The sequence below is a fragment of the Leifsonia sp. 466MF genome (assembly GCF_900100265.1).
Taxonomy (GTDB): Bacteria; Actinomycetota; Actinomycetes; order Actinomycetales; family Microbacteriaceae; genus Leifsonia.
The window spans coordinates 2,853,940-2,872,076 of sequence record NZ_LT629696.1 but is presented as its reverse complement, the minus strand read 5'-3'; the positions used below and the strand labels follow the sequence as shown (position 1 = coordinate 2,872,076).

Here is an 18,137-nt window from a genome sequence, read left to right as displayed (position 1 = left end):
AGCTTGGTGAGAAGGGCGAGCGCAAGCTGCGCGAGATGCGCCAGCGGGGCGAGGGTCCTCGGTGGGTGAAGCTCGGCCGGGACGTTCGCTACGCCTGGGCCGATATCCACGCCTACTACGCCGGCGCACGCCTCGGTGGTGGCGCAGCTGGCGGCGCTCCAGCGACGCGGAGCGACGCCAGGACGACCGCTACGCCGGCCCCTGGAGTGTTCGCTGGCGGCCGTCAACCGATGGATGACAGCCGGTGAGCGTCGAAACGCTGCCCTTCCTCGCCGCCGTTGGCCGCATGATCCGCTCGGCCGGCCGGCGCGTGGCCGAGGGGGACGAGCCTGAGCTGGTGGCGCTGCTGAAGCTGCGCGACGCCGTTGACGAGGCTATCCAGGCCGGGGTGGATGGCCAGCTCGCCACCGGCCGCAGCTGGTCGCACATCGGCGCCGCCGCCGGCATCAGTCGCCAAGCCGCACACAAGCGCTGGGGACGCGACCATGGCTAACCGAGGGGGCAGGGCATCCCAGCGCATGACCGAGCTGGTGCTGGAGACCTATGGCCGCAGGTGCTGGCTGAAGCTGCCAGGATGCACCGGCGTGGCGACGACCAAGGACCACGTAGTGCCGTTCAGCCATGGAGGCCCCGACGAGCTGGAGAACTACCGGCCGGCGTGCCGGCCCTGCAACTCCAAGCGCCAGAACCGCGTGCGGGCCGGCTACGGCGCCTCGGTCGTCGTCGTCATCGGGCCGCCGGCCGCCGGCAAGTCCACCTACGTGGCCGAGCACTGCAAGCCCGGTGACGTGACGCTGGACATGGACCGCATCGCACGTGCCCTGATGCCCTACGAGCCGGCCCAGAGTCACACCTACCCGCAGCACGTGCGGCACATCGCTGTCCGCGCCAGGAAGGCCGCCATTCACACAGCCACCCGGCTGAAGGAGCGCGTCACCGTCTGGCTGGTCCATGCCATCCCGACCGAGACCGAGCTGGCCGAGTACCGGGGCCTGGGCTGGCAGGTGGTCACCATCGACCCCGGTCGCGAGGTGGTGGAGCAGCGCGTGCGAGCTGAGCGCCCGGAAGAGATGATGCTGCACGTTCGCCGCTGGTACTCGACGCACGTAGACCCCTCGCCGGCCCCTGCCCTGGCCGGTTCGATCGCTGCGCCGGCCACGCCCTCGGATGGGGAGCCTGACTGGTGAACGCGCGTCCGTTTTTCTGGCTCGCGCGGCACTGGACACCCCGCGACCACCGCCCCCATCTCCCCAATCCACCACAGAAAAAAGAAAGCTGAGGCCGGCGCCGATGACCGACACGATGGCCCTGCCAGGACTCGAAATTCCAGGGCAAAACGCGGCGAATCCCGGCCATTACGGCCAGGGACCGACCGAGACCGAAACGCGCGCCGCGATTGAAGAAATCGAGGCCGACGCCGGCGAGCTCCGAGGCCCCAAGCGCACCATCAAGCAGCTGGCCATCGCCCTGGCCGTGAGCATCGACAAGGGCAACGCCAAGGGCCGCGCCGTCGCCAACGAGGCCGGCCAGCTGTTCGAGATGATGCAGCACCTGGCGCCGGCCATCGACGCCGCCGGCCCCACCGACGACACCCACCTGACCCCCGAAACGAGGCGACTCCTTGACGCTCTTGCAGCTCCCGCCACCCTTGACGCTGACCCCGCCCCGGAAGGTCACGCCGAGGGACTATAGCCGGCGCACGCACGGCCCCAAGGTCGCCGCCATCGCGGCCGAGATGGGGCAGCCGCTGCTGCCCTGGCAGCGATACGTGGCGGACGTGGCGCTGGAGGTGGATTCGTTCGGCCTGTTCGTCTACTCGACCGTGCTGGTGACCGTTCCGCGCCAGGCCGGCAAGACGACCCTGGACCTCGCCGCCTCTATCCAGAACGCCCTCATGGGCCGCAACCGGCGCACCTGGTACACGGCGCAGAGCGGCCAGCATGCCACCGAGAAGTTCCTGGAGATGGTGGAGCTGTGGGAGTCCTCGGCGTTGCGCGGCCTCGCCCCCAAGGCTCGACGCTCCAACGGCTCGGCCGCGCTGCCGTTCGTCAACGGCTCCAAGTTCCGGCCGTTCGCCCCGGTGGAGGGCGCCCTGGACGGCAAGCAAGCCGACAAGGTGAGCCTGGACGAGTTCTGGTACTGGACCGCCGCGCAGTACGCCATCCTCCGACAGTCGTTCTCGGCCACCAAGCTGACTCGCGAGATGGTCACCGGCCAGCGCCCGCAAACCTGGATCTTCAGCACCGAGGGCACCGTCGAGTCCACGGCGCTCAACGGCATGCTGGACGAGTTCCGCAGCGGCACCCCCGACCCCACCGTGGCCGGCTTCGACTGGGGCATCGGGGACGATGACGACCCGTTCGACCTGGACCGCATCTACGCCCGCCACCCCGGCGCCGGCCACCTGTTCACGCGGGAAGGGCTGGAGGCGTTCCGCGCCGAGTTCGCGGACTCGCCGGGGGAGTTTGCGCGCGCGTTCGGCAACCGCCGCACCGGCGCCACCGAGCGCGTCATCCCGGTGGGCGCCTGGAGGGATGCCGCGTGGAACGATCCGACGCCGCCGGCCCCTGGCCGCGTCTGCTTCGCCGCAGCGGTCGGCGTGGACGGCGTAGACACCACCATCACCGCCACCCAGGTGCACGGCGCCGGCACCCTGTCGGCCGTGGTGAAGGGCGGTTGGATGGAGTCCACCTATGGTGCCCTGGCCAAGCTGCGCGAGCTGCGCGCCAAGTACCCGGACGCGGGGTTCATCATCGACCCGAACGGCCCCTCAGCGGCCCTCCACGACGAGGTGCAGCGGGCCGGCTTCGAGCTGATCCCTGTGGGGACGCGCGAGGTTATCGCCGCGACCCAGGCGACGGTGGCCGGCATCACCAACCCCGCCGGCCCCACGTGGCGCTATAGGCCACACGACAAGCTGGAGGCCGCCGCCGAGCTGGCCACCAAGCGGTTCGCCGGCGACGGCACCTGGCTGTTCGGCCGGCGGGCCTCGGTCGGCTCCATCAGCGCGCTGGAGTCGGCCAACCTCGGCGCCTACGGGGTGCTGCACCTCCCCGCCGTGCGGTCGCTCCAGCTCGGCTAGCCGGCCGTCACGAAACGGCACGAAACGTCGCCACCCGGCGCGGGCCGGCGCCAACCGTCGCCAAGGTTGGAGCCGGCCGGCGCCGGCGTCCAGTCTCGTCGTCATGCCGAGCATCTTTAGCCGCGTGGCCCGCCTGTTCGCGTTCAACGCTGAGGCGGCCGAGAACCCCGGCACCATGCCGGCGCGACTGATGCCGGCACGCCGGGAGGCCGAGGTGACGGCGGAACGTGCCCTCACCCTTTCGACCCTTTATCGAGGCATCCAGATTCACGCGACCTCGGTCTCCCAGCTCTCCATCGACGTGGAGCGCAACGGGGTGGTGCTCCCGGAAACGCCGGCTCTCGCCCTGAAGCCGGACGTGGACGAGACCCGTAGCGCGTTCCTGGAGTACACCGTCAATTCGCTGTACCTGGACGGCAACGCGTTCTGGCGCGTCACGCGCGGCCCGCTGGGCGAGGTCATCAACCTGTCGGTGCTCAACCCCGCCGAGGTCACCGTGGAAGTCGTCTACGACGCCGCCGGCCTCGCCACTAAGCGCTACTGGTGGCGCGGCAAGCCGCTCGGGGCGCGCGACGTTCGCCACCTCCAGCTGCTGCGCATCCCTGGCGTGGCGCGCGGCCTCGGCCCCATCCAGGCCGCCCAGATCGAGGTGCGCGGCGCGCTCGACGCGCGCGACTACGGCGCGCTGTGGCTGTCGGACGCGAACCTCCCGGACGGCATCCTGAGCACCGACCAGGAGCTGGCGCCCGGCGACGCCGACAAGTACCGCAATGTCTGGTACGGCCGCAACCCGGACGGCACCGAGCGCGACGACGCCGCCGAGCGCAACATCACCGAACGGCTGCGCGTGCTCGGCAAGGGCTTGAACTACACCCCGCTGCTGCTGAAGCCCTCAGACATCCAGTTCCTGGAAACGCAGCAGTACACCACCATCCAGATGGCCCGCCTGATCGGTGCGCCGGCCTCCATCATGCTGGTGGCCGTCGAGGGCAACTCCCAGACCTACGCGAACGTGGAGCAAGAGTGGATCGGCTACGTCCGATTCGGGCTGATGAAGCCGCTGCGCGAAATCGAGGACGCCCTCAGCGAGCTGCTACCGGGCCGCCAGCGCGCCAAGTTCAACGTGGACGCCCTGCTGCGCACCGACACCAAGACGCGCTACGAGGCGCACGGCCTGTCGCTCGACCCTCAGCGCGGCTGGGCGACCGTGGACGAGGTCCGCGCCATCGAGCAGATGGCGCCGCTGACCGACGCGCAGCGCGCCGAGCTGGAGGCCCGCCGGCCGACCAAGACCACCAACACCGAGCAGGAGGCCCCGACCAATGCCTAACCCCATCACCGAGCGCCGCGACCGATTCGCGGCGGCCGTCCGGGACACCCCGGCGCGGTGGAACATCGAGACCACCGACGAGCCGCGCTCCAGCCGGCTGCACCTGTACGGCGCCATCGGCGGATGGTTCGGCGGCGTGGACGCGGCCGAGCTGGTGCCGGCCATCCGGGACATGGACGTGGACACCCTGGAGGTGTTCGTCAACTCGCCCGGCGGCGACGTGTACGACGCCGTGGCCATCCGCAACGCGCTGCGCCAGCACCCCGCCCGCGTGGTCGTCACCATCGACGGCCTGGCCGCCAGCGCCGCATCGTTCATCGCGTGCGCCGGCGACGAGGTGGTGATGGGCGAGAACGCCGAGGTGATGATTCACGACGCCTGGACCATCGCCATGGGCGACGCCGAGGACATGCGCAAGGCCGGCGACGACCTGGACCGGCTCAGCGACAACATCGCCAGCATGTACGCCGCCAAGGCCGGCGGCGAGCCGGCCGCCTGGCGCGAGCTGATGAAGGCCGAGACCTGGTATTCGGCGGCCGAGGCCGTCGCCGCCGGCCTGGCTGACCGGCTCGACTCCGAGACCACCACCGAGACCGCCGGCGACGAGGCGCCGGCCGGCAACCTGTTCGACCTGTCCATGTACGCCCACGCCGGCCGCCGAGCGGCCGCCGCGCCCATCCCAGCGGCCGCCCTGGCCACCAACCGAGAGGAAACCAACACCGTGCCCGAGATCACCGAGGACCGCATCGACCAGCTGCTGACCCAGCAGCGCAACGAGTTCGAGCGCATCGTTCTGGCCCACGCCGCAGCGCCGGCGCCCGCCGACGCCGGCCCGAGCTGGCCCACGGCCGGCGCATTCCTGAAGGACCTCGCCGGCGGTTCCAGCGCCGCCATGGCGTTCTACGAGCGCATGACCGCGGACGCCTACACCGGCGCCGGCACCGGCGACACCAACACCCCCAACACGTGGGTGCGGGACGCCATCCACCTCATCAACCGCAACCGCCGCATCATCAACACCTTCAGCCGCCAGCCGCTGCCGGCCGAGGGGATGACGCTCGAATACCTCCAGCTCTCCACCAACAGCATCAGCGTGAGCAAGCAGGCCAAGGAGGGCGACGACCTCCCCAAGGGCAAGATCACCCTGAAGGCCGACAGCACCCCGGTGGAGACCTACGGCGGCTACACCGAGCTGTCCCGCCAGGTCATCGACCGCGCGAACGCCGCCTACCTCACCACGGCCAACACGGCCATGGACCTGGAGTACGCGCGAGCGACCGAGGAAGTCGTCCGCGACCTCGTGCGCGAAATCATCGCGACGCAGCTCGCCGGCGACACCCACCCCCTGACCCTCGGCGCCGCCGCGACCGCCTACGACTGGCTGGACCTCGTGGTGGACGCCGCCGACCTGTTCGATGACCGCGGGTACACGCTCGACGGCAGCCTGGTCTCCAAGGACGTGTTCAAGAAGCTGATTCGCCTGGAGGACACCAACGGCAACAGCCTGATGCGCGTCTGGGGGCAGGGCACCAACCAGGTGGGTGAGCTGGACCTCACCGGCCTGAAGGGCGACCTGGCGGGCATCGAGTTCCGCATCCTCCCCGACGCGCCGGCCAACACCATCGAGTTCCACAACCAGCTGGCCGTCACCACCTGGGAGTCGGCCAACGCCCCGTTCAAGCTCCAGGACCAGAACATCCTGAACCTCACCGAGGCGTTCAGTAAGTACGGCTACCTGGCTGCGGCCTCGCAGTTCCCGGACGCCATCGAGGCCGTGAAGGTCGGCGCGTAACGATGGCAGAGGACAGCACGGCGCCCGCCGCCACCGACCTGAGCTGGTACGTCCAGGCCATCGGAGAGGACAAGCCCTACGCCGAGTCCTGCCAGGCCGAGGCTCAGCAGATGGTTGACGACTTCATCGGTGAGGGCAACCCGTTCGGGGTGCCCGAGTCGGTGGTGGCGCGCGCCGTGCTGGAGGTGGGCGCGGACCTGTACTACCGCAAGGCCAGCCGCAACGGGGTGGTGCAGCTCGACGGCGTGGAGCCGCAGCTGTTCCGCCTGAACCGCGACCCCATGGCCGCCGCCTACCCGCTGCTGCGCCGCTACCTCGTGATGGGGCTGTGACCATGAAAACGAGTCTCGACCTCGCCCACGAGCTGGTGGAGGACGTGCGCGCCGCACTCGACGCCGCCGGCCTGGAGGACGTGCACGCCACGCTGGACGCCGGGGAAATCCCCTCAGCCGCCCGCGCCGGCGTGGTGTGTGTCTCCGCCCCCACCATCACGTTCGAGTCCTGGAGCGAGCCGGCCATGGCGTTCGAGCTGAACGCCGTAGCCGGCCCCGCGGACAACTACCTGGCCGCCTGGGCGCGACTGGACCTGATCCTGAACGCCCTGCACGCCGGCCAGCTCAACCTGAAGCGCGCCGAACCCGGCGGCTTCGCCCAGCTCAACGGGCCGGTGCTGCCGGCCTACACCATCACCACCAACGACCTCGAATAAAGGAGACCACCATGACGACCCGTACCCTCGGCCCCGGTTCGCTGAAGATCGGAGAGACCGGCAGCTCACGCGAGTGGGCCGGCGACCTCACCAAGACGAGCCTCAGCCCCGACACCTCCAGCGAGGACCCCATCCCGCTGCTGGATGGCTCCAACCTGGACGGCGAGGACACCACCGCGTGGACCCTCGGCGGCACCCTCGTGGACGACTTCGACCTGGATAGCCTCCAGGCGTTCGCGCTCGAGAACGCCGGCAAGCTGCTGCCGTTCGTCTGGACCCCCAACGACGCCGCCACGGCCGACTTCAGCGGCGTCATCAAGATCCGTCCGATTGGCTGGGGCGGCGACGTGAAGAAGAAGAACACCCAGGACTTCGAGTTCCCGCTGATCGGGGACCCGACCCTGGCGCCGAGCGTCTAGCCGGCCATGGCCGAGAGCGTCTATCAGGTCGAGGGCGGCCGGCAGCTGCGCAAGAGTCTGCGCGCCGCCGGCGACGACCTCACCGACTTGAAGATCGTTCACGGCCAGGCCGCCGCCATCGCGGCGCGGCGCGCCGAGTCACGCGCGCCGCACCGCACCGATCAGTTGGCCGCCACCATCCGCAGCGCCGGCACCAAAACCGCCGGCATCGTCCGAGTCGGCAACAACAGCCGCGTGCCATACGCCCCAGTCATTCACTGGGGCTGGGCGCGCCGGCACATCGCACCAAACCCTTTCGCGTCCCAAGGCGCGCAAGAGTCCGAGTCCACCTGGCTGCCGCTCTACGAGCGCTACGTGGACAACGTTCTAGACACGATTGAAGGAAAGTAACCATGGCAGCTCGCAAGCTCCGTATCAGCCTCCCTGGAGGCAAGACCATCGACGTACAGCCGACCCTGGAGGACCGGCTCAACTTCGAGACCACGCTGCGCCGCAACCGAGGCTGGGGCGACCTGAAGGACAACGCCCTGAAGCTGGAGCCGTTCCTGGCCTGGTCGGCCGCCAAGCGCACCGGCGAGCTGGACCTGAGCTGGGACGAGTTCACCAGCGGCGAGACCGCCGCGCTCGACGTCGAGGCCGTGAAGGACGACGACGAGGCGCCGGCCGGCGACGACCTCACCGTGAACGAGACGGTGGGAAAAGGTACGCGCCGGGGACGCTCCACGAACTCTCCGTCGCCCTCGGCCTGAGGTTCCACGTAGCCCCCTGGGCGTGGCGCGGTGAGGCCGCGCCACGCCTGGAGGACTACGCCACCGCCCTGCACCTGATCGAACTCCTAGCAGAGGAATCTCATGGGTAAGACCGCCATTCTCGCCATCCGCATCATCGGCGACGCCACCGACGCGGTGGCCGGCTTCGGTGAGGCCGAGAAGGCCGGCAAGTCGTTCGAGGACTCCATGGGCAAGCTGAAGGGCGGCATGCAGCTGGCCGGCGCCGCCGCCGGCGCCGCCCTCGCCGCCGGCGTCTACGGCGCCGTGGAGAACGCCCAGGACCACAACCGCCTGACCGCTCAGCTCGGCCTGGACCCGGCCGAGTCTGAGCGGCTAGGCGGCATCGCCGGCAAGCTGTACGCCGACGCCTACGGCGACTCCCTCGCCACCGTCAACGAGGCCATCCGAGGGGTGGAGTCGAACATCGCCGGCATGGGGAGCGCCAGCGACGCCGAGCTGGAGAGCGTCACCGGCAAGGTCCTCAGCCTGTCCAGCGCGTTCGACCAGGACCTGGGCGCCACCACCACGGCCGTGGGACAGCTCATGCGCACCGGCATGGCCAAAGACGCCAGTGAAGCGCTGGACATCATCACCAAGGGCCTCCAGTCGAACGCCCGCGCCGGCGAGGACCTACTGGACACCTTCACCGAGTACCCGGCCCTGTTCCAACGGCTGGGCCTGGACGGCGAGACCGCCACCGGCCTGATTAACCAGGGCCTGGCCGCCGGCGCCCGGAACACCGACGTGGTGGCCGACGCGCTGAAGGAGTTCCAAATCCGCGCCACCGATGGCTCCAAGACCTCGGCCGCCGGATTCGAGGCCCTAGGGCTGGACGCCGCCGAAGCCACCGCCCGCATCGCGCGCGGCGGCGGCGACGCTGCGGCCGGCCTGGATGACGTGCTCGACCGTCTGCGCGGCATGACCGACCCGGTGGCCCAGAACGCCGCAGCGGTCGCCCTGTTCGGCACCAAGGCCGAGGACCTCGGCGGCGCCCTGTTCGCGCTCGACCCCTCCAGCGCCGTGGATGCCCTCGGCCAGGTCGCCGGCGCGGCCGACGCGCTCGACGGCGCCATGAGCAAGGACCAGGAGTTCGAGAAGCTTCAGCGCACCGTCACCCAGACGTTCACCGACATAGGCGCCGCAGCGCTCCCGGTCATCACCCCGATACTCGACGGGCTGCGCGAGTTCGCCCCGATCCTCGGCCCGCTCGCTGTGGTGCTCACTGGCGCGGGCGCAGCCGTCACCGTGATATCCGGCGCCATGAAGGTGTTTGCGGCCGTCCAGGCCGTCCAGACGGCCGCTCAGTGGGCGAACAACGCCGCCTGGCTCGCCTCCCCGATTACCTGGATCATCCTGGCCATCCTCGCCGCCATCGCGCTGGTCATCGCCATCGTCGTGCTGCTGGTGCAGCACTGGGACGAGGTGCAAAAGGTCGCCGGCGACGTGTGGGGGTTCGTGCTCGACACCATCAAAAACGTGGGCGATTGGTTCCGCTCGGTGTTCGAGGCCATCGGCCTGTACTGGGACTACCTGGTGGGCAGCTGGTCCGATGGTTTCGAGTCCTTCGTCGGCTGGATTCGAGAGGCCATCAAGTGGCTGGGCGACCTGGTGGCCGGCGCGATCCCCGGATGGGTGAAGGACCTCCTGGGGATGAATCAGACGTTCACCGCGCGCCTGGTCGTCGACGAGCCGACCGTCCAGCCGGCCATGCTGGCGTTCAGCGCCGCCGAGGCCGTCGAGGGCTTCAGCTTCCGCACGGCCGCCGTCGCCGCGCCCACCACGGTGGCGAGCATGGACGCCGGCGCCATCGCCGGCAGCGGCAAGGGCAAGGGCGGCGGCGACACCTACGTGAACGTGGAGTTCAACGGCCTGGTAACCGACCCCGAGGGAGTCGCCCGCGAGATTCGCAAGGTGCTGAACGACAGCGACAAGGCCAACGGCCGCACCATCGCCGCCGGCGGGGTGAACCGATGACCGCCGGCGCCATCGTCACCATCAACGGCCGGCCCATCGCATCGAGCTGGGACGGCACCGACCTGGTGGCCCTCGCCGGCCTCAGCATCCGCTGGGGCCGTGAGGACCCCTATGAGCAGCCGGAACCCTCCATCCTCACCATGCAGCTGGTGGACCGCCTCGGCAACTTCGTCACCGACGAGAACCGCGTAGGCCAGGCGGTCGTGGTGGCCATGGCCGACCCCTACCGCGTGCAGTTCCGAGGGTCGCTGAGCAAGCCGCGCGCAGAGCGCCGGCGCGTCCACAACCCCCTGACCAACCTGGACGAGACCGTATGGGTAGTCACGTTCACAGCGTCGGACGTGCTGGCCAACCTCGGCGCGGCCGTGTTCGCCGGCGACGCCGTGGACGGATGGGTGGAGGGCGCCGGCGGCTGGAGCGAGGCCCGCACGAACGTGCGGCTACAACGCCTGTACGACCGAGGCGCCAACGGCCTGGTGGAAGGAATCGACACCCTGCCGCAGGTTCTGCCGGCGAACGTGGACCGCATCATGCACGGCCAGGCCGCCAAGGATGCGCGCACGGCGCTGGAGCTGATTCAACAGGTGTACCGAACCCATCCCATGGGCGTGGTCAACTACGACCCGCACGCCAACCGCATCACGGTGGGGGAGTTCACGACGACCTCGCCGGTGGCGCTCGCCCTGAGCGCCGGCAAAGTGGTGCTGTCGCTGAGCGCCGGCCTGGTCGTGCCGGCCTCCAAGGTGGCCGTGGATTCGTACACCCTGGAGTCCACGGTGGCCGAGGCCATCGACGTGGTGCAGGTCGGCTATTTCTGGTACGGCAAGGACCCGGGCCTGACCGCCGGCGCCCAGAAGCGCACCATCTACACCGAGGGATTCATCGAGGGCCGCACGGCGCGCTACGACGCCCGCAGCCGGCGCGTGCTGCGCGTGGACACCGAGGACATCACGTTCGACCCAACCGAGTTCACCGCCGGCTCGGTGGATGCGTTCAACCGGTTTCCGGCGTGGTTGCTCGGCCAGGTGCTGGCGATCGTCAACGGCCTGAACGGCCAGCTCCGGCTGCCGCCGCTGCGGTTCGACGCCCGCCGGCTGCCGCTGCCGGCCGCGCTGGAGGCCGTCCTGTACCGGCCGACCGTCCAAAACGTCCCGCTGCACTTCGCCGGCAGCGTCTACGCCGGCATGGCGCACGTGGGGCCGCAGTTCCAAATCATCGGCGGCATCCTCCGCTATGACGGCGCCGGCTGGTCGCACGAGGTCAACGTGTGCGCCGCTCGGCCGAACCCCGCCGCCACGCTCACCGTGGCTCAGCTGGTGACCAACCCCGGCCCGACGCTGGCCGACTTCGACCCCGATATCAGCCTGGCCGACCTCGGCCTCGTAACGACAGGACTCGCATGACCGGCAAAACTCCCGTATACGCCATCCCGTACCCGGACGGCACCACCAAGGCGGTGAAGCTGGGCGACGAGCTGGGCGCGTTCGCGCTCGGCGTCGAGGCTGCGCTGCTCGCCGCCAATATCCCGGACGTGACCAACCAGGACCGCGCTGTGGCCGGCTCCGACCTCGCCCGAGACAACCATTTCGGTAAGCCCTCCACCGAGGCCGAACGCCTCGCCCTGCAGCGCGCCGGCGCCGAGTGCATCCGCACGGACAAGGGCTGGACGGAACGCTATTACGCAACGTTCGACGCCGGCACCAACCCCGCCGGCGCCCCGACCCCCGGCTGGTACCCGGTATCCGGTGCCATGCCGGCGTTCGTGTGCTCGACGCCGACCGCCCAGGCCGTCGCCGGCCCCTGGTCCTTCATCGCTGCGGCGTTCGCCAACCCGGCCAACAACAACTTTCCGACGCCGGAACTCAACCGTGGCTTTGCCTCGTTCGTGGGCGGCGTTCTCGTCGTGCAGCAGCCGGGCATCTACGACCTGGCGGCCGGCGTGGTGACGACAGTCAACGGCATCCAGTCGGTGGCCATCACCCTGAACAGTGCCGCCATCGGCAACGGCCTGTTGGCCCAGTCTCAGACCTCAGGAATCACGGCGGCGACACCTCCCCGCCCGGTACGCCTGAAGGCCGGCGACGAGCTGCGCATGTGGGCCGCCGCGCCGAGCGCATCGAGCATTCAGCCGGCCAGCTTCCTGTCGTGCGTCTACCGCTCGGCCTGACCCGTTTGGAGATCCCACCATGCTGCTGATCGACCCGTTCCCCGGCGCCTACGACGCCTCCGACCCTTACGGCAACACGGCCAAGCCCCGCACCTACGCCCACACCGGCTCCGACTGGATCGTGTCCGCCGGCACCGACGCGCCGGCCCTCGGCGCCGGCGTGGTCGCCAACAAGCAATGGCACGCCGGCAACGGCTACACCATCACGGTGAAGTTGGACGACTCGGACCTGTACTACGCCTACCTCCACCTCCAGGGGCCGGCCCTGCCGGCCGTGGGCGCCCACGTGGCGCGTGGCGACGTGCTCGGCAAGGTCGGCGCTACCGGCACCAACGCGCGCGGCGCACACCTCCACGTGACCGTGAGCGACGCGCCCACCGCCTACGTCGGCCTCGGCAACCGCCGAGACCCCTGGCAGCTCATCCAGGACCACCTGTTCAACACCGAGGGAGAAACCATGTTCATCCGCATCCAGTCGCCTAAGCGCGGCATCGCCCTGATCGGCCCCGGCTACTACCGCCACCTCCAGACCGACGAGGAGGTGGAGCAGTCGGCGCCGCTGGTGGCCAAGCACCTGACCGGCAATGACCGGCAGTTCGACCTGTGGCGCTCCATGGCGCTCGACGGCGCCGGCGCCAAGTCGTGAAGCGCTGGATGCGCGCCCAGTGGCGCGACTGGCTATGCGGGATTGGACGCTGCCCGCGCGGGCGAGCCGGCTACTGGTGCACCGGCGCCAAAGGACGCTGCGGATGGCCGGAGTGAGCGAGGGCAGCATCGTCACCATCGTGGTGGCCGTAGTCGGCGCCCTGGTCGGCCTCGGCTCGGCCGGCCTCGCCTACCGCCAGGCATACATCGCTCGGCGCGAGAACCGCCAGGAACGCCTGGAGGCCCGCCTGGCACGTGCCGAGCGCGATAACCGGCTGCTGTGGCTGTGGTCGCGGCGGCTGGTGGACCACATCTACCGAGGCGAGCAGCCGCCGCCCCCCGAGGCGCCGGCCGGCCTGTTCGAGGACACCGCACAACGAAAGGACGTACTCAAGTGAGCAGCAAGACCCCAACCCCCAAGGTGGTGGCCGGTGGCGCCGCCGGCGCCGCCGTCGTCGTCATCGTCTACGTGGCCGGCCTGTTCGGCTTGGAGGTCCCGGTGGAGGTCGCAACGGCCGCCGTCGTGCTGGTCAGCTTCGCCGCCGGCTACATAGTGCCCGACCGAAGCGCCGGCCGCCACGCGGCGAAGGAATCGGCACAGCGATGAGGCCCCTACCGCCGCTTGCCGGTAGGGGCCTCATCGTTGCCGGTTACTGGTCGATCAGCAGGCGACGCACATAGGGAGCGGTCAGGCCCATCCCGTCGGCAATCTCGGGAACCGTGAAGCCGTACATGAGCGCGTAGCGCGCGAATTGGCGCTCTTCGGCTACCTGCTGCTGGTGGTGCTTCCGGACGATGTCCAGGTGAGCCTGGACAGCAGCCCGGTATCGGTCACTACTATTGTTCATAACGCCTCCGTACTTAGACACTGCGGTTGAGCGATTCAGAAGCGGCCTGGTGTGCAACCACCGGGCCGTTTCGCTTGCCTCCACATTGTCTCGCGGCCTACTGGGTTTTCCCAAAGGTGTCTGTGGACAAATCTGGGGATAACCAGACGGTGGGGAGGGTGCAGACCCTGTGCAAACTCGGGAAATGCCATCGCGCTGGCGATCCACATATGCCCTCTGATCAGGCGTTACGGTGTCCACAGGCCCGGCGCACAAAAAAAGTCGCAAATGATCTTTATTGCGGGGCCGTCTAAATGGCGGATGTCGACAATTGCGGTAATTAACCCCTCAATTAGGCCGCACTCGGCAGCCTCAGGCGTTCGATTCCAGCGCGGCGCTTGTCGAGGTTCACCAGTGTGTAAATGGCCGTCGTGTCCAGCGACTTGTGGCGCATCAGCTCCTGGACCACGCGAACGTCCACGCCGCTGTCCAGCAGCGTCGTGCCATACCAGTGCCGCAGCTGGTGCGGGGTGCCCTGGACGCCGGCGCGCTCCATCACGCCCTTGATGGCCGCGTAGACGCCCTGCCGGCTGATATGCGCGTTGTCCGTCTGGGAGGCGTAGGCGGGGAACCAGTAGCCGTCGCGGGGGTACTGGTGGGCCTCGCGCACCAGGTCGGGGTGCAGCGGCACCATCTCGGTGCTGCCGCCCTTCCCGGTGATGGTCACCACCTCGTTGGCCAGGTCGAAATCGGCGCCGTGCACCTTGGCAATCTCGTGCACGCGCATGCCGGCGAGGGCGCCCAGCAAGATCATCGTGCGCGTCCGCCGGCGGTTCACGGTAGCCAGCATCAGCTCCAGCTGATTGTCGAACACCGGCCGAGGCTTACCCTTCGGCCGCTTCGGCGTCGGCGTTTTCAAGCTCGGATCATCGGCGCGGTGGTCGCTGGCCACCAGGAACTTGCAGTAGGCGCGGATGGAGGCGTGATAGGTGGCGCGCGAGGTGTCCGACAGCCCCGGCTGTGAGCAGTAAGCCATGATGGCCAGCGGCGAGAGCTGGAGGGGGTGCACGCCGGCGAACTCGACTAGCCGGGTGATGACGGCCGCGCGCTCGGCAATCGTGCGTGCTGATAGCCCCTGAGACTCCTGCCAGACGCGCCAGTAGTGAAGGATGGACAACAGTTCGGTGAGGTGAGCAGGATGGTGCATGCTGTCTACGGTAGACACGGCTGTCTGCTGCACGTTCACGACGAAACCGCCAATAGTTCACGCACGAACATATAGGCCGCGACGTAACCCGTAAGGGGGAGCGGCGCCGGCGAACCCTTGCGCTTGTAATGAGAAGGTCAAGGGTTCGATTCCCTTGGGCGGCTCCACCACTTCCTTCTTCCGAACATCCGGACAGATTCCTCGTGCACATGCGCGCCCCTCGGAGTAGCCTGAGGGCACAAACTGAGGATCAATCAAGTCTGCCCGAGGCTGTCATGGATGCAACATCGAAGTCCCGCCGGGCGCGTGCGCTCGGGCTGTTCACCGCGGTGCTGAGCGCGCTGCTGCTGATCGGGGGAGGTGTCGCAGGCCCGGCGTCGGCGGACACCATGCCACCCGATCCGAATGACCCCGCGTCTCCGCCCACTGTGGGGGCGACCGCGCTTCCCACCGTCCAGATCGACGGCGTCGCCTGGGCGCAGACCGTCGTCGGCGACACGGTGTACGTCGCGGGCAAGTTCGGCACGGCGCGCCCGGCCGGGTCGCCCGCCGGCTCGAACACGACGCCGCGCAGCAACTTCCTCGCCTACAACATCACGACGGGCGCCCTCATCACGAGCATCAACGTGCCGCTGAACGGGCAGGCGCTCGCGATCGCGGCGTCCCCCGACGGTTCCCGCGTGTATATCGGCGGCGACTTCACGTCGGCAGCCGGAGCCACCTACTACCGCATCGTGGCGATCAGCACGGCCACCGGCCAACCCATCAGCTCCTTCCGGCCCGTCATGGAGAGCCAGGTCCGTGCACTCGCGGTGACGAACACGGCCGTCTACGCGGGCGGCACGTTCTCCAGCGTGAACGGCGTCTCGCGCGGATACATCGCCAAGATCGACGCCTCCAACGGGTCGCTCGTCACCTCCTGGTCGGCATCGGCCGACAACGTGGTCGACGCGCTCGCGGTGAGCCCGGACGGGAACCGCGTCTACGCCGGTGGTCGCTTCAAGAACGTCAACGGATCCGCGCATTACGGGCTCGCGATGCTGAGCGGTTCGACCGGCTCGGCTCTGCCCTTCCCCGCGAACAGTGTGGTCCGGGATGCCGGGGCGAACGCCAGCATCACCTCCCTCCAGGCGACCAGCGACCGGGTCTACGGCTCCGGTTATGTGTTCGGCAGCGGGGGCAACCTCGAAGGGAGTTTCGCGGCGGACGGCGTGACGGGCGCCCTGATCTGGCTGGAGGACTGCCACGGCGACACCTACTCGATCGTTCCGCTCAACAATGCGCTGTATGCGGCCGGCCACCCGCATGACTGCCGCAATGTCGGCGGCTACCCGGAGACCAATCCGCGTACGTTCCACCACACGATCGCGTTCTCGAAAGCTCGCACCGGAACGCTGACCAACGACGGCAACTCGTCGTACGCGAACTTCCGCGGCCAGCCGTCGCCGACTCTCCTCAACTGGTTCCCCGACTACGTGACGGGGTCGTACACCGGTCAGGGTCAGGCGGCATGGAGCGTTGCAGGGGACAGCCGTTACCTGGTCGTCGGCGGTGAGTTCCCGGCCGTCAACGGGACGGCCCAATACGGCCTCACCCGCTTCGCGGCCGACTCGGTGGTGCGCAGTACCACCGGCCCGAACAACAATACGGCGCTGACACCGAACGCCACCTCGCCGACGGCCGGGCAGGCGAAGATCAGCTGGACGGCGACGTACGACCAGGACAACGTCTCCCTCACGTACGCACTCGCACGAGACGGCGACACGGCGCATCCCATCTCCCAGGTCACCCGCACCTCCACCTTCTGGAACCGGCCCGGGATGTCCTTCACCGAGGCGGGGCTCGCCGGCGGCAGCGCGCACACGTACACGCTGACGGTCACGGACCCTGACGGGAATCGGATCGCCCGGACCGGCAACCGCGTCGTGATCCTCGGCGGCGGAGCGAACCAGCCGCCGACGGCGAGCTTCACCGCCGGCACGAACGGCCTCGCGGTCGCGGTCGACGGCAACGCATCGAGCGACCCCGACGGCGCGATCGCCTCGTGGAACTGGAACTTCGGAGACGGCGGCACGGCCACCGGGGCGACCGCCGGACACACCTATGCGAACGCCGGCACCTACACGATCACGTTGACCGTGGCGGACAACGTGGGCGCCACCGCGTCGACGACGCGCCAGGTGACCGTCGCAGCGACCAGCGGAAGCACGGTCGCGAAGGACGGCTTCGAGCGGACGCTGACCAGTGGATGGGGATCTGCGGAAGTCGGCGGCGCGTGGACCGCCTCGGGCACGGCATCCTTCTACACGGTCTCGTCCGGCACCGCACGGATGAACGTCCCGGCCGGCTCGACCCGGACCGAGACGCTCGGCAGCGTGTCGTCGAGCCGGACGGACACGACGGTCACCTTCACGACGGACTTCGCCCCGACCGGCGGCGGGATCTTCGTCTCGGCGATCGGCCGTCAGCTCGGGTCGGCCGTGTACGAGGGTCGTGCCTGGCTCAGCGCCAGCGGAGCCGTGCAGGTGCAGTTGCTCGCCAACGGGACGACGGTGCAGGCAGTGCCTGTCAGCGGGCTGACCTACAGTGCGGGGCAGCAGCTCTCGCTGCGGGTCCAGGCGGTCGGTTCCTCGCCGACCACGTTGCGGGCGAAGGTCTGGCCGTCGACCCAGGCTGAGCCGGCCGCGTGGCAGGTCACGGCGACCGACTCGACGGCAGGTCTGCAGTCGGCCGGGGGCGTCGGCCTCCGTGCGTACCTCTCCGCCTCCGCCACGGCCACGCCGGTCACAGCGCGTTTCGACAACTTCCTCGTCACCGCGGTGCCCTGACCCTCGCGCATGGTCGCTGTCGGTGGTTGGCTGCGGTCATGGCGGACGAACCGAAGCACGGCGACCATGTCGAGTGGTCCTCGCACGGCGTGGATGTGCCGGGCGAGGTCGAGAAGAAGCTCACCGACGACACCGAAGCGGCCGGACGGACCGTACGGGCGTCGAAGGACGACCCGCAGTACCTCGTGAGGAGCGACAAGACCGGCAAGGAGGCCGTGCACAAGCCGGACGCGCTCCACAAGAAGAAGTGACGGACGGCTCCCGTCAGCCTCGAAACCATCCGTGCTCATACCCTCTACTGTCCGCAGGCGCGCGGATCGTTCCCTTTTTGTTCTGAGGGAGTCGTCGTGTTCGCCGGCCGAGGGAGCGTAGCAGCATTCAGAAAGC

At 69.2% G+C, this 18,137-nt stretch carries 21 protein-coding genes; 19 read left to right on the top strand and 2 right to left on the bottom strand.

Going from position 1 to position 18,137, the window contains the following annotated elements; all coding sequences use genetic code 11:
* Positions 1 to 244: 244 nt before the first annotated feature.
* The 17 genes from BLR91_RS20190 (at position 245) to BLR91_RS13625 (ending at position 13,495) form a co-directional block, all read left to right on the top strand.
* A complete protein-coding gene (locus tag BLR91_RS20190; protein WP_157694630.1) occupies positions 245 to 493 on the top strand; it encodes a hypothetical protein in 249 nt (82 codons plus the stop codon).
* A complete protein-coding gene (locus BLR91_RS13700; protein WP_172823220.1) occupies positions 486 to 1,187 on the top strand; it encodes an HNH endonuclease in 702 nt (233 codons plus the stop codon). The genes BLR91_RS20190 and BLR91_RS13700 overlap by 8 nt, the downstream gene beginning before the upstream one ends.
* A 103-nt stretch (positions 1,188 to 1,290) precedes the next feature.
* The gene (locus BLR91_RS13695; RefSeq protein ID WP_089881318.1) at positions 1,291 to 1,692 is read left to right on the top strand and encodes a hypothetical protein; all 402 of its coding nucleotides are present in this window, start codon (positions 1,291 to 1,293) and stop codon (positions 1,690 to 1,692) included.
* Positions 1,622 to 3,082, top strand: coding sequence for a hypothetical protein (locus tag BLR91_RS13690; protein ID WP_172823219.1), 1,461 nt, complete (start codon positions 1,622 to 1,624; stop codon positions 3,080 to 3,082). Before BLR91_RS13695 ends, BLR91_RS13690 begins: the two co-directional genes overlap by 71 nt.
* Before the next feature lie 124 nt (positions 3,083 to 3,206).
* Positions 3,207 to 4,412, top strand: a complete 1,206-nt coding sequence (locus BLR91_RS13685) for a phage portal protein (RefSeq protein ID WP_157694631.1) — start codon at positions 3,207 to 3,209, stop codon at positions 4,410 to 4,412.
* Positions 4,405 to 6,204 (top strand): head maturation protease, ClpP-related, encoded by a 1,800-nt coding sequence (locus BLR91_RS13680; RefSeq protein ID WP_089881327.1) that lies wholly within the window; start codon positions 4,405 to 4,407, stop codon positions 6,202 to 6,204. Before BLR91_RS13685 ends, BLR91_RS13680 begins: the two co-directional genes overlap by 8 nt.
* Positions 6,205 to 6,206: 2 nt before the next feature.
* A complete protein-coding gene (locus BLR91_RS13675; protein ID WP_089881331.1) occupies positions 6,207 to 6,536 on the top strand; it encodes a hypothetical protein in 330 nt (109 codons plus the stop codon).
* Between the two features lie 2 nt (positions 6,537 to 6,538).
* On the top strand, positions 6,539 to 6,913 hold the full coding sequence (locus tag BLR91_RS13670) for a hypothetical protein (RefSeq protein WP_089881333.1): 375 nt from the start codon (positions 6,539 to 6,541) through the stop codon (positions 6,911 to 6,913).
* 11 nt (positions 6,914 to 6,924) lie between these two features.
* Positions 6,925 to 7,332: a hypothetical protein gene (locus tag BLR91_RS13665; protein ID WP_089881336.1), complete on the top strand. Its 408-nt coding sequence runs from the start codon at positions 6,925 to 6,927 to the stop codon at positions 7,330 to 7,332.
* 6 nt (positions 7,333 to 7,338) lie between these two features.
* Positions 7,339 to 7,722, top strand: coding sequence for a hypothetical protein (locus BLR91_RS13660; protein ID WP_089881340.1), 384 nt, complete (start codon positions 7,339 to 7,341; stop codon positions 7,720 to 7,722).
* Positions 7,723 to 7,724: 2 nt separating this feature from the next.
* Positions 7,725 to 8,081, top strand: coding sequence for a hypothetical protein (locus BLR91_RS13655; RefSeq protein ID WP_089881343.1), 357 nt, complete (start codon positions 7,725 to 7,727; stop codon positions 8,079 to 8,081).
* A gap of 102 nt (positions 8,082 to 8,183) precedes the next feature.
* Positions 8,184 to 10,076: a phage tail tape measure protein gene (locus BLR91_RS13650; RefSeq protein WP_089881346.1), complete on the top strand. Its 1,893-nt coding sequence runs from the start codon at positions 8,184 to 8,186 to the stop codon at positions 10,074 to 10,076.
* Positions 10,073 to 11,479 carry a hypothetical protein gene (locus BLR91_RS13645; RefSeq protein ID WP_089881350.1) on the top strand — a complete coding sequence of 469 codons (1,407 nt, stop codon included), beginning with the start codon at positions 10,073 to 10,075 and terminating at the stop codon, positions 11,477 to 11,479. Before BLR91_RS13650 ends, BLR91_RS13645 begins: the two co-directional genes overlap by 4 nt.
* Entirely contained in the window at positions 11,476 to 12,243 is a 768-nt protein-coding gene (locus BLR91_RS13640) for a hypothetical protein (RefSeq protein WP_089881355.1), read from the top strand. The genes BLR91_RS13645 and BLR91_RS13640 overlap by 4 nt, the downstream gene beginning before the upstream one ends.
* Before the next feature lie 19 nt (positions 12,244 to 12,262).
* The gene (locus tag BLR91_RS13635; RefSeq protein ID WP_089881358.1) at positions 12,263 to 12,889 is read left to right on the top strand and encodes a M23 family metallopeptidase; all 627 of its coding nucleotides are present in this window, start codon (positions 12,263 to 12,265) and stop codon (positions 12,887 to 12,889) included.
* Between the two features lie 19 nt (positions 12,890 to 12,908).
* Complete coding sequence (locus BLR91_RS13630; RefSeq protein ID WP_197674296.1) at positions 12,909 to 13,286, top strand: hypothetical protein; 378 nt, start codon at positions 12,909 to 12,911, stop codon at positions 13,284 to 13,286.
* On the top strand, positions 13,283 to 13,495 hold the full coding sequence (locus tag BLR91_RS13625; protein WP_089881362.1) for a hypothetical protein: 213 nt from the start codon (positions 13,283 to 13,285) through the stop codon (positions 13,493 to 13,495). The genes BLR91_RS13630 and BLR91_RS13625 overlap by 4 nt, the downstream gene beginning before the upstream one ends.
* A gap of 43 nt (positions 13,496 to 13,538) precedes the next feature.
* Here the strand turns inward: BLR91_RS13625 and BLR91_RS13620 are convergent, their stop codons facing one another.
* Both BLR91_RS13620 and BLR91_RS13615 read right to left on the bottom strand, forming a co-directional pair.
* Complete coding sequence (locus BLR91_RS13620; protein WP_089881366.1) at positions 13,539 to 13,736, bottom strand: hypothetical protein; 198 nt, start codon at positions 13,734 to 13,736, stop codon at positions 13,539 to 13,541.
* A 331-nt stretch (positions 13,737 to 14,067) separates the two neighbouring features.
* A complete protein-coding gene (locus BLR91_RS13615) occupies positions 14,068 to 14,922 on the bottom strand; it encodes a tyrosine-type recombinase/integrase (protein WP_157694632.1) in 855 nt (284 codons plus the stop codon).
* Positions 14,923 to 15,197: 275 nt separating this feature from the next.
* Between BLR91_RS13615 and BLR91_RS13610 the strand changes: the two genes are divergently transcribed.
* On the top strand, positions 15,198 to 17,750 hold the full coding sequence (locus tag BLR91_RS13610; protein ID WP_089874692.1) for a PKD domain-containing protein: 2,553 nt from the start codon (positions 15,198 to 15,200) through the stop codon (positions 17,748 to 17,750).
* A 38-nt stretch (positions 17,751 to 17,788) separates the two neighbouring features.
* On the top strand, positions 17,789 to 18,001 hold the full coding sequence (locus BLR91_RS13605; RefSeq protein ID WP_089874694.1) for a DUF2945 domain-containing protein: 213 nt from the start codon (positions 17,789 to 17,791) through the stop codon (positions 17,999 to 18,001).
* Positions 18,002 to 18,137 lie beyond the last annotated feature (136 nt).